The following is a 13,305-nucleotide window of genomic DNA, read 5'->3' as shown; positions in this document are numbered from 1 at the left end:
GTTCCGACCGGGGTGGGAGCCGCCCGCCGAATGGTGGGCGAGGGTGCCCGGGCACCTGCCGGTAGGGCCCTGCCCGCCGGCACCCCGCGCCGCCCGGGCATGAGGCCTCAACACGCCGAGACCCGCCTGAGCACACCCGGCCCGGAGGCCTCAGCGCCCCGAGATCCGCTCGAGGATGCCGGTGACCGTGGCCCGGTCCGTCGTCGCCCAGAAGGGCGGCAGCGCTGCCCGGAGGAACCCGCCGTACCGCGCCGTGGCGAGGCGGCTGTCCAGCACCGCGACGACCCCCCGGTCACCGGTCGCACGGATCAGGCGTCCCGCTCCCTGGGCGAGGCGGACCGCCGCGTGCGTGGCCGACACGCTCATGAACCCGTTGCCGCCGTTCCGGGCGACGTCCCTGGTGCGCGCCGTCATCAGCGGATCGTCCGGCCGCGGGAACGGGATGCGATCGATCACGACGAGCCGGCAGGACTCCCCCGGCACGTCGACGCCCTGCCAGAGCGACATGGTGCCGAACAGGCACGTGTCCTGTTCCTCGGCGAACTGCGTGACCAGGGCGTTGAGGGAGGACTCCCCCTGGCAGAGGATCTCGAAGTCCACCTTCGGGCGCAGTGCCTCCGCGGCTTCCTCGGCGGCCCGCTTGGACGAGAAGAGCCCCAGTGCTCCGCCCCGCGACGCCTTGAGCAGCACCAGCAGCTCCTCGAGCTGCGCGTCCGACGTCCCGCGCTCGGGTTTCGGCAGGTCCTTGGCGACGTACAGGACGCCCTGGCGGGGGTAGTCGAACGGACTGCCCACGTCCACGCCGGTCCACGCCGGCGCGCCCGGACCGCTCAGACCCAGGGACCCGGCGACGGGGCCGAATTCGGACCCGATGGCCAGGGTCGCCGACGTCAGGATCACCGTGTGGTCCTCGAAGAGCCCTTCGCGGAGCCGCCCGGCCACCGAGAGCGGCGCCACGTTGAGCGTCGCCGGCGCGCTCTCGTCCGCCGGTGAATAACCGGATCCGGGCGTGAAGCTGCTGGGCCTCGACGCCCACACCACCTCCTTCGCGTCCGACGCCGCGAGGATGCGCTCGGCCAGGTCGAACACGAGCGTGACGCGGGACCGCGCCATCTGGCGCCCGCCGTCCGCATCGGCCTCGGACTTCCCGTCCGTCTTGGTGTCGGAGAGGGCGGCGCGAGCCGCGTCGCGGACCTGGGCGAGGGTCCGCTCCAGATCGTCCGGGAGCCCGCCGGCGAGCAGGCCCGAGGAGACCAGCTCGGACGCCGCCTCGAAGGCGCTGGCGGCGGAATCGAGCGCTGTCGTCGCAACGGAGGCATGGCGCCTGAGGCCGGTCGCCGCAGTGCTGACCATGGCGGCGGAGAGCTGACCGGAGACGGCCCCGGTGACGCGGTCGTGGAGCTCGTGCGCCTCGTCGATCACGACGACGTCGTACTCGGGCAGCACGGCGAGTCCCTCGAAGGCGCTGATCGCCAGCATGGCGTGATTCGTGATGATGATGTCGGCGTCGGCCGCCGCGGCGCGGGCCTTCTCGCTGAAACACTCCTGGGCGACGGGGCAGCGCGCGGCGCCGAGGCACTCCATGCTGGAGACGGACACCTGCCGCCAGGCGCGATCGCTGACGCCGGGCACGAGGTCGTCGCGGTCACCCGTCTCCGTCTCCTCCGCCCACTCCCGGAGCCGGACCACCTCGCGGCCCAGAGCCGAGGCGACTCCGCCCGCACCGGCGGCGGGAGCCGGGTGGGGAGCCGCGTCCTCGCCGAGGCTGAAGAGCGTGTCCGGCGCATCCTCCTCGGGGAATCCCCCGCCGGTCTTGTGCAGGCAGACGTAGTTCGAGCGTCCCTTGAGCAGCGCGACGTCGACCGGCCGGGCGAGCGCGGGCCGGACCGCGTCCAGCAGGCGGGGCAGGTCCCGGCCCACGATCTGTGCCTGGAGGGCGAGCGTCGCCGTCGACACGACGGACGGTCGATCGCTGTCCATGGCGTGGGCGATCAGGGGTACCAGATAGGCGAGCGACTTGCCGGTCCCCGTGCCTGCCTGGACGAGCAGGTGGTCACCCGAGTGGATCGCCTCGCTGACCTGGCGCACCATCTCGTGCTGACCCGAGCGCATCTCCCCGCCCATGGCGGAGACGGCGGTGTCGAGGAGCTCGAGCGCGTGGCGTGATTCCCGGGAAGGGCGAGCCGCGTCCGGCGCCGCAACGACGGCGCCGGACCGCGTGCTGTCACTCATGCCGGACGTACGGCTCCAGCTCGGCTGCCAGGCCCTCACGGACCATCACCTCGAGGCGGGTCCCCTCGTCGACGTGCTCCATCCCGAGGATCTCCGCATCCTCCTCGTGGAGGCGGCTGACGATCTCGCCGTGCTCGTAGGGCACCATCAGGTCCAGCTTCACCCCGGGGCGCGGGATGCTCGTGCTGATCAGCTGCCGCAGCTCGGTCAGGCCCGCACCGGTCCGGGCGGAGACGACCACGGAGCGAGGCTCCCGCTGACGCAGTCGCTCGATGACGAAAGGATCGGCGGCATCGGCCTTGTTGAGCACGATGATCTCGGGGACGTTCCGTGCCTCGACCTCGGTCAGGACGGCGCGGACCGCGGCGATCTGCCCCTCGGGATCAGGGTGGGAGGCATCGACGACGTGCAGGATGAGGTCCGAGTCCGCGACCTCCTCGAGGGTGGACCGGAAGGCCTCGATCAGCTGGGTGGGCAGTGAGCGGACAAAGCCGACGGTGTCGGCGAGGGTGTAGCCGATCCCGTCCGGCGTCTCGGTGCGTCGGATGGTCGGATCGAGAGTCGCGAACAGCGCGTTCTCGACGAGCACGCCGGCATCGGTGAGGCGGTTCAGGAGCGACGACTTCCCGGCGTTCGTGTACCCGGCGATCGCCACGGACGGCACCTGGTTCCGGCGGCGGTTGGACCGCTTGGTCTCCCGGGCAGGCTTCATCGCCGCGATCTCCCGGCGCAGTTTCGCCATGCGGGTGCGGATCTTGCGTCGATCGAGCTCGATCTTCGTCTCACCCGGTCCGCGCGATCCCATACCTGCCCCGGCGCTGCCGACCTGGCCACCGGCCTGGCGGGACATCGACTCGCCCCAGCCACGCAGACGCGGCAGGAGGTACTCGAGCTGGGCCAGTTCCACCTGCGCCTTGCCCTCGCGGGACTTGGCGTGCTGCGCGAAGATGTCGAGGATGAGGGCGGTCCTGTCGATGACCTTCACCTTGACGATGTCCTCGAGGCCGCGCCGCTGGGACGGCGAGAGTTCGCTGTCCACGATCACGGTGTCCGCGCCCGTGGCCTGCACGATGTCCTTCAACTCCTGTGCCTTGCCCGAACCGAGGAACGTCCCGGGGTCCGGCTTGAGCCGGCGCTGGACGATCCCGTCCAGGACCTCGGAACCTGCTGTCTCGGCGAGGGCCGCCAACTCCTGCAGCGAGTTCTCGGCGTCCTGCGCCGTGCCCTCGCTCCAGAGACCGGCGAGGACGACGCGCTCGAGCCTCAGCTGGCGGTATTCGACCTCAGTGACGTCCTCGAGCTCCGTGGAGAGTCCCGCGACGCGGCGCAGGGCGCGGCGTTCGGCGAGATCCTGCTGGTCCCCGTCGGCGTCCGACGCCTCGTCCCCGTCCGAAAGGGCGAGCGCCCGCGATCGCCAGGTCTTCTCCGTGGGCGCGGCACCCTGCTCGGGCGTACCGCCCTTCGTCTTCGCCACGGCAGCTTCGTCGCTGGCGAGAATCCGATCGATGACGGCTTGGATCTCCTCCGGGCCCATGTCGGCTCCGGTGGAATGTCCGTTGTTCGTGGTCATGGTCTCCCTAGTTATCAGTACGTCAATTCTACGTCCACGCACGACGACGGACACAGGCTCTTCTCCCAGCGCGAAATCCAGGCCGCACCGGTTGCCTGCAGGCTGCCACTAGGCTTTCCCCATGGAGTCCCAGCACTATTTCAGCGCGCAGCCGTCCGGTCCGGACACACGCAAACCCCTGTCGGTCGTCCTCGCCGGCGAACGGCGCGAGCTCGTGACCTCGTCGGGAATCTTCAGTCCCGACGGCATCGACAAGGGCACGCGGATCCTCCTCGACGGCGTGCCGGCTCCCGAGGGGCGGCGGCTGCTGGACATCGGGTGCGGGTGGGGCCCGATCGCGTTGACCCTGGCGCTCCGGGCTCCGCAGGCGTCGGTTCTCGCGGTCGACGTGAACGAGCGGTGCCTCGCGCTCACCGCCGAGAATGCGGCACGCCTCGGCCTGACGAACATCACGGGCGCGAAGCCCGACGACGTCGATCCGGACCTCGAGTTCGACACCATCTGGTCGAATCCGCCGATCCGTATCGGCAAGCAGGAGCTCCACGCGCTGCTGCTCCGCTGGATTCCCCGGCTCGCCCCGGGCGGGCATGCCTGGCTGGTGGTACAGAAGAATCTGGGCGCCGACTCACTGCAGCGGTGGCTGGCGGACGAACTGCCCACCGGCTTCACGGTGCGGCGCGCCGAGACGTCCAAGTCCTTCCGCATCATCGAGGTCCACCGGGCGGACTGACGTCCCTGCCGGTCCGGCCCGTCCAGGGCCGGACTCACAATCACCCGCGACCGCGGTACACCGGGCTGGCTGTTCAGGAGCCGTTCAGGAGGGTGCCGTGGGCCACGAGGACGGCCGGCCCGCTGAGCTGCACGTGCTCCCGACCCTCCGGCCCGTCGAAGAAGGTCACGCCGACCACACCCCCGGGTACCGTGACGAGCCATTGCGCCGGCGCGGTGGGCCCTGCCCAGAAGCGCGTCGCCGCTGCCGCGGCGCAGGCTCCGGTCCCGCAGGACTGCGTCTCTCCGACACCCCGCTCGTGCACCCGCATGGTCAGGCGACCTACGCCGTCGTCCCCCACCAGCGGATCGGACGGGACGACCAGTTCCACATTGGTGCCGAGCGGAGGCACCGGATCGACGACCGGCGCCCTGTTCAGGTCCGTCCTGCCGAGTTCCTCGTACTCCGCCAGCGCGACGACGGTGTGCGGGTTGCCCATGCTGATCGACAGGCCAGGACGATCGACGTCGAGCCCGCCGACGGCGACGAGCGAGTCCATGCCCCGAGACACGGCGGCATCGGGCACGATGAACTCCCACGGGCCCATGTCCACCGCGTACCCGTCGCCGGACCGTGCCACGCGCTTGACGCCCGCGCGCGTACCGATGGCCAGTTCTCCGCCCTCGGGCAGGTGCGCGACGGACATCTGGAGGAGGAAGTGGGCGAAGACGCGGACGCCGTTGCCGCACATCTCCGACACGGACCCGTCGCCGTTGCGGTAGTCCATGAACCATTCCGCGGCGGGTTCGGTCTGCAGGAGAGCTCGGCCCTCCGGGAGCGAGGACGAACGGACCGCGCGGATGTAGCCGTCCGCGCCGATACCGCGGTGCCGGTCGCACAGGGCTGCGACAAAAGGGCCGTCCGTCGGTGCGAGGCCGTCGGGGTCGAGTACGAGGATGAAGTCGTTGCCCGTGCCATGGCCCTTGGTGAAGGTGAGTCCGGAGGAGCCTGCGACGGCGGCGTCCACCGGATGGGTGCCTCGGGCTGGTTCGGTTTCGCTGCGGAAGTCGGTCACGCTTCCAAGGATAGGTCCCCGCGGGACCGCACCAGGGCGGCGGCGTCGTCGACAAGGCTCTCCTGCTGCGCGTCCAGCCACGTGATCCTGGGGTCCCCCCGGAACCAGGTCAGTTGACGCTTCGCGAAGCGGCGCGTGGCGGCGATGGTCTCGTCGACGGCTTCGGCCTCGGTCATCCCACCGTCGATGACCCGCAGGAACTGGCCGTAGCCCAGCGCGCGCGATGCCGTCCGCCCTTCACGCAGTCCGCTCGCCGCGAGTCGCTCGACCTCCCCGCGCAGCCCGAGGCGGACCATGCCGTGGACGCGCTCCCCGAGACGCTCACGCAGGAGACCACGGTCCACTGCCAAGCCGATCTGAACGGCCGGGCGATGATATTCACGCGTCGGCATGAAGGAGCTGAAGGGCCGCCCGCTGACCTCGTGCACCTCCAGCGCCCGGACGAGACGGCGGTCGTCCTCGATGCGACCAGCGGATACGGGATCGACGGCCCGGAGCCGCTCGCGGAAGGGCGCGCGGCCGCCGTCGAGCAGTTCCGCCTCCAGCCGGGAGCGGACCGCCGGATCGGTGGGAGGGAAGTCGAGACGATCGAGGGCGGCCCGGAGGTAGAGCCCCGAGCCGCCGACGAGCACGGGGACCAGTCCACGGCTGCGGATCTCGTCGACGGCACTCCGTGCGTCCCGCTGGTAGGCCGCCACGGAGGCTTCCTGCGTGACATCGAGGACGTCGAGGAGATGGTGCTCGACGCCCCGGCGGTCCTCGACGGGGAGCTTCGCCGTGCCGATGTCCATGCCGCGGTAGAACTGCAGCGCATCGGCATTGATCACTTCCCCGCCCAGCCGGTGTGCAAGTGCCACCCCGAGCTCGGACTTGCCTGATCCGGTCGGGCCAACCAAGGCGACCACGGGCAGGATCACAAGGCGCTCGCCCTGACGGGGAGGGCCGGCATGCCGAGGGACACGGCCCGGACGGACCCGTCCCCTGCGGTGGGGACACCGCACGAGTCGGCCTGGCTCCGGTCCCAGGCGTCTCCTGCCCGCGATCGGCGGAGGACGTACTGTTCAAGGCTCGGGTCCGAGAGCAGGTGGAACGACGCGGCCTCGGTGACGGGCACGGTGACGAGGTCGCCCGGCCGCGGTGCGGGTGCTCCCTCGGGCACGGAGAAGTGGACGAGCCGCTGGTCGCGGGCCCGACCGGTCAGGCGGTGCGTCTCGCTGCCCTTCCGGCCCTGCTGATCGGTCACGAGCACCTCGACAGAGCGGCCGACCTGGCGGGCGTTCTCCTCGCGCGCGATGCTGTCCTGGAGGGCGGTGAGCCGCTCGAAGCGCTCCTGCACCACGGCCTTCGGCAACTGGTCGGGAAGATCGGCAGCAGGCGTACCCGGCCGCTTCGAGTACTGGAACGTGAAGGCCGTCGCGAAGCGGGACCGCTCCACGACGTCGAGGGTGGCCTGGAAGTCCTCCTCGGTCTCGCCCGGGAAGCCGACGATGATGTCCGTGGAGATCGCCGCGTCCGGCATGCGCACACGCACTCGGTCGAGGATGCCGAGGAACCGTGAGGACCGGTACGAGCGGCGCATCGCCTTGAGGATCCGGTCCGAGCCCGACTGCAGCGGCATGTGCAGCTGCGGCATCACGTTCGGCGTCTCCGCCATCGCCTCGATGACGTCATCGGTGAACGCTGCAGGGTGGGGGCTGGTAAAGCGCACGCGCTCGAGCCCCTCGATGGACCCGCAGGCGCGGAGCAGCTTGGCGAAGGCACCGCGGTCGCCGAACTCCACACCATAGGAGTTGACGTTCTGCCCGAGCAGCGTGACCTCGACGGCACCGTCCGCCACGAGCGCCTCGATCTCGGCGAGGATCTCCCCCGGCCTGCGGTCGCGCTCCTTCCCGCGCAGGGCGGGCACGATGCAGAAGGTGCAGGTGTTGTTGCACCCGACCGAGATGGAGACCCAGCCCGCGTAGACGGATTCGCGTTTCGTCGGAAGCGTGGACGGGAACACGTCGAGCGATTCCAGGATCTCGAGCTGTGCGTCCTGATTGTGGCGGGCCCGCTGGAGCAGGGCGGGCAGGGCGCCGATGTTGTGGGTTCCGAAGACCGCGTCCACCCAGGGGGCCTTGGCGAGGATGGTCTCCCGATCCTTCTGCGCGAGGCAACCCCCGACGGCGATCTGCATCTCCGGTCGCTGCTCCTTGATCGCCTTGAGCATCCCGAGATTGCCGTACAGCTTGTTGTCCGCGTTCTCGCGGACGGCGCAGGTATTGAAGACGACGACATCGGCCTGCCCGTCCTCGTTCCGGCTGAGGCCCGAGTCCTCGAGGAGGCCCGAGATCCGCTCGGAGTCGTGGACATTCATCTGGCAGCCGAAGGTGCGCACCTCGTACGTGCGGTGCGATACCGGCACGGCGGAAGGTGCTCCGGCTGGTTCGAGATCGATGGGACCGACGGCGACGGGGACTGTGCTGCTCACGGCATCAAGCGTACGACCGCCGGGACGGAGCCCCACAATCGCCCCGGCTCGGCGCGGTGGGCCGTCGATGGGCCGAGCGACGGCCTCGTCCGGCCAACGCCGGACCGGCGCCTCCGCGCGCACACCCGGGCCCTCGGGGCAGCCTGCGCCTGCTCATTCCCCGGGCCATGCATCCGGTCGCCCCTCGGGCTCTGCCTCTGCTGCCGCATCTGTTGCCCCCGTGATGATCTCCTTGACGATGGAGTAAGCACTCCCCGGGTTGTAGCCTTTCCGGGCGAGGACACCGACGAGCCTGCGGATCTCCTTCTCCCGGACCGTCCGGTCGGTGAGATCTGCCGACACCCGCAGCTTCCGCCGGACGACGTCGCGGGCCTGCTCGGTCTCGTCCTCATCGGACACCTGCTCGAGGGCATCATCGACGAGTTCGACGGCGATGCCCTTCTCGGCCAGCTCCCGACGCAACGAGGACCGGGACAGGGACTTGCCCGCGATCCGCGTGCGGACCCACATGCGCGCGAACTCCGCGTCATCGATCAGCTGCACCTCGACGAACCGGTCGAGGAGCGCCGAGGCGATCGACGGCGGCACCTCCCGCTCGGCGAGCTTCCGGTCCAGCTGATGACGGCTCCGTGCGCCGAGGGCGAGGTGCCGCAGGAGGACCGATCGACCCAGGGACGTCCACTCCTCGTCGGTCCTCGCCGCGCCAGCAGGGGTCTCATCACCGTCGGAATCCTGCGGTGGCCCGGCCGGTCCGTGGAGTGCGGAATCCGCTCCGCTCCCGGTCTCGGCTCGCGCACCCCGCCGACGGCGGCGTCCCTGCGCGCGGGCGCTCGGGCCCTCCCCGCTGTCGGGGTGCCCGCCCGTCCCACCCGCGGAAGCGTCGGCGTCGGCCGACGATCCGACGACCGGTCCGAACGGATCGACGAAGGAGCGTCCGTCGCGGCCGCTGGTAGCCCGCCCTCCCGGCTGCCGCCGGCTGCGCTTGGAACTTCCGGCCTCCGTGCGCCCGGACGCCGACCTCGACACCCCGCCGCGGCCGAAGGAGGACGATCCGGACCGCGTCAGGCCCTTTCGCGTACCTGCCCGACGCGGGCTCTCGCCGTCGACGTCCGGTCCTTCGGCCGACTCCTTCGAGCTGTCGGCGCCGAATCGGCCGAAGGAGGTCCCCCACTCGACGGGTAGGGCGCCCTCATCCCCGTCCATGCGGCTACTCGCCGCTGACGGCCTTCAGCTTGGGTGCCTCGGGCTCCTCCGCCTGGACACCGATCCCCAGCTTGACCCGGATCTTCTGCTCCAGCTCGTCAGCGAGTCCCGGGTTGTCGATCAGGAACTTGCGGGCGTTCTCCTTACCCTGTCCCAACTGGTCACCGTCGTACGTGAACCAGGCGCCCGACTTCTTGACCAGGCCGTTCTCCACCCCGACGTCGATCAGCCCGCCCTCGCGGGAGATCCCGTGTCCGTAGAGGATGTCGAACTCCGCCTGCTTGAAGGGCGGCGCCATCTTGTTCTTGACGATCTTGGCGCGGGTCCTGTTGCCGACCGGGTTCACGCCCTCCTTCAACGTCTCGATGCGCCGCACGTCGATGCGGACGGAGGCGTAGAACTTGAGCGCCTTGCCACCCGTGGTGGTCTCGGGACTTCCGAAGAACACGCCGATCTTCTCGCGTAGCTGGTTGATGAAGATGGCGGTCGTCTTGGTCTGGCTCAGGCGTCCGGTGATCTTGCGCAGCGCCTGACTCATCAGGCGCGCCTGCAGGCCGACGTGGCTGTCACCCATCTCGCCCTCGATCTCGGCGCGGGGCACGAGTGCTGCGACGGAGTCGATCACGACGATGTCGATGGACCCCGACCCGATCAGCATGTCCATGATCTCCAGCGCCTGCTCACCGGTGTCCGGCTGGGAGACCAGGAGGGCATCCGTGTCCACCCCGAGCCGCTTGGCGTACTCGGGATCGAGCGCGTGCTCCGCGTCGATGAAGGCGGCGATACCGCCGTTGCGCTGGGCGCTGGCGACGGCGTGGAGTGCGACGGTGGTCTTACCCGAGGACTCCGGCCCGTAGATCTCGACGACCCTTCCACGGGGAAGCCCGCCGATACCGAGCGCGGCGTCCAGCGCGATGGAACTGGTCGAGATGGTCTCGATGGGCGCCCTGGTCTCGTCACCGAGACGCATCACGGAACCCTTGCCGTACTGCTTGTCGATCTGAGCGAGAGCTGCTTCGAGGGCTTTCTCGCGGTCTGGAGCGGCCATTCTTCACCTCGGTTGTCCATGGCCGTGAGGCCTGTTTACGTGTTCATTGTCGACTGTAGGAGTCTGCGCCGACAGTTTGAGGTGGGCCTACCGCTATGTGTACAAGAGCGCTCCGCCTCCAGCATCATTCTATCGCGATCCGAACAGATATTCGATTATCCAGCACCTCTCCCGCGTGTTCGCCGACGGTCCGGGCGGTGTCAGCGCGGCTTCACGTCCCGGCCCAGCCAGCGGTCCCGGGGGACGTCCTGGGCGCGACACACCGCCTCCCACACGGCTTTCGGATCCAGTCCCGCCGACAGCGCCTCGGACGCGGTCCTGTCTCCGAGCTGGTCCACCACGAGGTCACGGGCGAGGGTGCGGGAATACCGCTCCCCGAACTCGTCGTCCATCAACCGCCAGAAATCGCTCAACCGCATGTCCAGTTCCCTGCCGTTCCTGTTCGACGGCGCCCGCATGCCCTGCGGCGCCCTCTCCATTGTGGCCGCCCGCACCGTCCGCGTGCAGCATCGACCGGTGTGAGGCCCGACCGTCTCACCACGACGGGAGGCTGCGCCGCCGGTCCGTGCAGCGCCGTGGTGCTCCCGGCGATCCGGCAGGCGACGGAGTCGCGGCGGGTCGCCGGAGGTCGCCGGATATCGGCCGGCGTCGCATGGTGCCCGCCGGGAACCGGAACCCTACAATTGGCCCATGAACGCGAAGCCGAGCATCACCGACCCCGGCCCGGGCCTGGCGCCCTATCCCGGCGACGACGCCGACACCGATGCCGCCATCGAAGCGCTCGAGCAACAACTGAGCATGCTGTGGCGGCGCGCCCGGTCGAACTCCTACAAGGTCGCGCGCCGCGTGCACCCGGACATGGAACCGGCGGCCTACGGCCTGCTCGTGATCCTGCAGCGGGAGGGGTCGATGCGCCTGACGGACATCGCGGCGAGCGTCGGGGTGGGCAAGCCCTCGGTCAGTCGCCAGATCGCGATGCTGGAGCAGCTCGGCCTGGTCCAGAAGGAAGCGGACCCGCTCGACGGGCGGGCACAGTCCATCTCGCTCACGGACGCCGGCACCAGCCAGCTGGTCGCGGCGCAGTCGGCCAGGAAGCAGGCGTTCCACCAGCTCATGGAGGACTGGGACGTCGACGACCTCACGCGTCTGGGGACCCTCATCGCCCAGCTCAACAGCACGTACACCAAGGACAACTGGTAACGGACAGCAGGAAGGCCCGTCCCTCGTGGGACGGGCCTTCCTTGCCGTGGGGTGGCTAGCGGTTCGTCGCCGCGAGCCCCCGACGGAAGTCGTCGTTCAGTCCGTCGCTGAGGTCGTCACCGAACTCACGCGCGAATTCCTGGGGGACGGTATCCGGGATGGATACGCCTTCTGCTTCTGCCAGCCGGTCGCTGACTTCCCGCAGCATCGAGGAGAGCGGCACCTCGAGTGCACTGCAGATTGATGAGAGGAGTTCAGAGGATGCTTCCTTCTGTCCACGCTCGACCTCACTGAGGTATCCGAGGGAAACCCTCGCACTGTGCGACACCTCACGCAGGGTACGGCCCTGGCGCTGGCGGACGTCCCGAAGGACATCGCCGATCTCATGGCGAAGTACGACCATTTTGCGCTCCTTGGGCTTGCGTTGTGCATCATCTGCCAACCCCACATCACGCCAACGGACCACGCCGTTTACGGACACGGGCTGCTTTACCATCTGTATCGCCTTGCTCCCTCATAGATGCGGCACCGCCGTGATCGACGAGCGCCCCGTGATGATGACCTGCCCGATCTGCTTGAGCCTGAGTCGCCAACCCTATCAACGGCCGGCAGTGTTTATAACTCACCCCGTGGACGGTTTGTTCCCCCGGAGAGTTCCCCGAGAAGTTCCGCGAGGACAGCTTCGAGGGTCGCGGCGCGGATGTCGTCACGCCCGCCGTGGAAGTGGTGTTCGAAGCTCCTCGTCCCGGATGACGTCGAGATCGCCGTGAAGACGGTGCCCACGGGCTTGCCCTGGTGGGCAGACGGGCCGGCCACTCCGGTGGTGGCGACGCCGATGTCGGCGACGAGGGCGAGCCGGGCCCCCTCGGCCATGGCCGCCGCGACGCGGGGATCGACGGCTCCGACGGCGGCCAGCAGATCAGGGTCCACGCCGAGCAGATTCTGCTTGACCTCGACCTGGTAGGCGACTACACCGCCCTGCAGGACGGACGAGGCCCCGGGCACATCTGCCAGTGCCGATGCGACCAGGCCGGCGGTCAGGGATTCGGCGGTCGCGACCGTCAGCCCGCGCCGCGTTGCGAGGGCGACGACCTCGGCGGCGGGGGTGTAGCTCACGGAGCGTCCCCTGCTGCTCCCCCCGCGACCGGCCGCACCAGGACGAGGAGTCCGTCACCCGTCGGGGCGGGCGAGGACGCGGCCGCGGTCACCGGCGGGCCTGCGCGCGGAGGCGGATCGCCTGGAGGATGTAGTCGACCCCCGTCACGACGGTGATCACGAGCGCTGCGGCCATGACCGCCGCGGCGACCCACCAGGCCCAGTCGCCGAGGAGCGCCTGCAGCGGGACCAGGAACAGGAGGATCGCGACCGTCTGGACGACCGTCTTCAGCTTCCCGCCGCGCGAGGCGGGCATCACGCCGTAGCGGATCACCGCGAAGCGGAGCAACGTGATACCGAGCTCCCGCACCAGGATGACGATCGTGACCCACCACCACAGTTCGTCGAGCACGGAGAGCAGGATCAGCGCGGAACCGATCAGGAGCTTGTCGGCGATCGGATCGGCGATCTTGCCGAAGTCCGTGATGAGGCCCCTGCTCCGGGCGAGGTCGCCGTCGAGCTTGTCCGTGTAGATCGCGACGGCGAACGTCGCGACGGCGAGCCAGCGGAAGAGGCCGGCCCGGCCGTCGTCGAGCAGGAGGAACCAGATGAAGAAGGGGACCAGCAGGATGCGCACGACCGTCAGGACGTTCGCGATGTTCAGTACCGGCACCGCCGGGGAGGGGGAGCTGTTCACGGTGTC

13 protein-coding genes are annotated in these 13,305 nt (G+C 69.7%); 2 read left to right on the top strand and 11 right to left on the bottom strand.

Annotated features, from left to right (window positions below; all coding sequences use genetic code 11):
• Nucleotides 1-150: 150 nt before the first annotated feature.
• On the bottom strand, nt 151-2,232 hold the full coding sequence (locus tag FNH21_RS14270; protein ID WP_152816721.1) for an ATP-dependent DNA helicase: 2,082 nt from the start codon (nt 2,230-2,232) through the stop codon (nt 151-153).
• On the bottom strand, nt 2,225-3,802 hold the full coding sequence (hflX, locus tag FNH21_RS14265; RefSeq protein ID WP_152816720.1) for a GTPase HflX: 1,578 nt from the start codon (nt 3,800-3,802) through the stop codon (nt 2,225-2,227). The genes FNH21_RS14270 and hflX overlap by 8 nt, the downstream gene beginning before the upstream one ends.
• A gap of 121 nt (nt 3,803-3,923) precedes the next feature.
• Between hflX and FNH21_RS14260 the strand changes: the two genes are divergently transcribed.
• Entirely contained in the window at nt 3,924-4,532 is a 609-nt protein-coding gene (locus FNH21_RS14260; protein ID WP_152816719.1) for a class I SAM-dependent methyltransferase, read from the top strand.
• Nucleotides 4,533-4,605: 73 nt separating this feature from the next.
• Here the strand turns inward: FNH21_RS14260 and dapF are convergent, their stop codons facing one another.
• From dapF to FNH21_RS14230, 6 genes are all read right to left on the bottom strand, one after another.
• Complete coding sequence (gene dapF / locus FNH21_RS14255; RefSeq protein WP_191932019.1) at nt 4,606-5,538, bottom strand: diaminopimelate epimerase; 933 nt, start codon at nt 5,536-5,538, stop codon at nt 4,606-4,608.
• Nucleotides 5,539-5,582: 44 nt separating this feature from the next.
• Nucleotides 5,583-6,503 (bottom strand): tRNA (adenosine(37)-N6)-dimethylallyltransferase MiaA, encoded by a 921-nt coding sequence (gene miaA, locus FNH21_RS14250; protein ID WP_191932003.1) that lies wholly within the window; start codon nt 6,501-6,503, stop codon nt 5,583-5,585.
• Complete coding sequence (gene miaB / locus FNH21_RS14245) at nt 6,500-8,023, bottom strand: tRNA (N6-isopentenyl adenosine(37)-C2)-methylthiotransferase MiaB (RefSeq protein ID WP_338403295.1); 1,524 nt, start codon at nt 8,021-8,023, stop codon at nt 6,500-6,502. The genes miaA and miaB overlap by 4 nt, the downstream gene beginning before the upstream one ends.
• A 186-nt stretch (nt 8,024-8,209) precedes the next feature.
• Complete coding sequence (locus FNH21_RS14240; protein ID WP_152816717.1) at nt 8,210-9,259, bottom strand: regulatory protein RecX; 1,050 nt, start codon at nt 9,257-9,259, stop codon at nt 8,210-8,212.
• A gap of 4 nt (nt 9,260-9,263) precedes the next feature.
• Nucleotides 9,264-10,307, bottom strand: a complete 1,044-nt coding sequence (recA, locus tag FNH21_RS14235) for a recombinase RecA (protein ID WP_152816716.1) — start codon at nt 10,305-10,307, stop codon at nt 9,264-9,266.
• A gap of 200 nt (nt 10,308-10,507) precedes the next feature.
• Entirely contained in the window at nt 10,508-10,726 is a 219-nt protein-coding gene (locus FNH21_RS14230; RefSeq protein ID WP_152816782.1) for a DUF3046 domain-containing protein, read from the bottom strand.
• A 271-nt stretch (nt 10,727-10,997) separates the two neighbouring features.
• Here FNH21_RS14230 and FNH21_RS14225 point away from each other — a divergent pair, with 271 nt between their 5' ends.
• Nucleotides 10,998-11,507, top strand: a complete 510-nt coding sequence (locus FNH21_RS14225) for a MarR family winged helix-turn-helix transcriptional regulator (protein WP_241743268.1) — start codon at nt 10,998-11,000, stop codon at nt 11,505-11,507.
• Nucleotides 11,508-11,562: 55 nt separating this feature from the next.
• Here FNH21_RS14225 and FNH21_RS14220 read toward each other — a convergent pair whose 3' ends face one another.
• The 3 genes from FNH21_RS14220 to pgsA all read right to left on the bottom strand — a co-directional run bounded on the left by FNH21_RS14220 (nt 11,563) and on the right by pgsA (nt 13,299).
• Entirely contained in the window at nt 11,563-12,003 is a 441-nt protein-coding gene (locus FNH21_RS14220) for a helix-turn-helix domain-containing protein (RefSeq protein ID WP_055772501.1), read from the bottom strand.
• A 119-nt stretch (nt 12,004-12,122) separates the two neighbouring features.
• On the bottom strand, nt 12,123-12,623 hold the full coding sequence (locus FNH21_RS14215) for a nicotinamide-nucleotide amidohydrolase family protein (protein WP_191932002.1): 501 nt from the start codon (nt 12,621-12,623) through the stop codon (nt 12,123-12,125).
• Between the two features lie 88 nt (nt 12,624-12,711).
• The gene (gene pgsA, locus FNH21_RS14210; RefSeq protein ID WP_191932001.1) at nt 12,712-13,299 is read right to left on the bottom strand and encodes a CDP-diacylglycerol--glycerol-3-phosphate 3-phosphatidyltransferase; all 588 of its coding nucleotides are present in this window, start codon (nt 13,297-13,299) and stop codon (nt 12,712-12,714) included.
• Nucleotides 13,300-13,305 lie beyond the last annotated feature (6 nt).

The organism is Arthrobacter bussei (genome assembly GCF_009377195.2).
GTDB classification, from domain to species: domain Bacteria; phylum Actinomycetota; class Actinomycetes; order Actinomycetales; family Micrococcaceae; genus Arthrobacter_D; species Arthrobacter_D bussei.
This window is presented reverse-complemented; position numbering and strand designations above follow the sequence as displayed.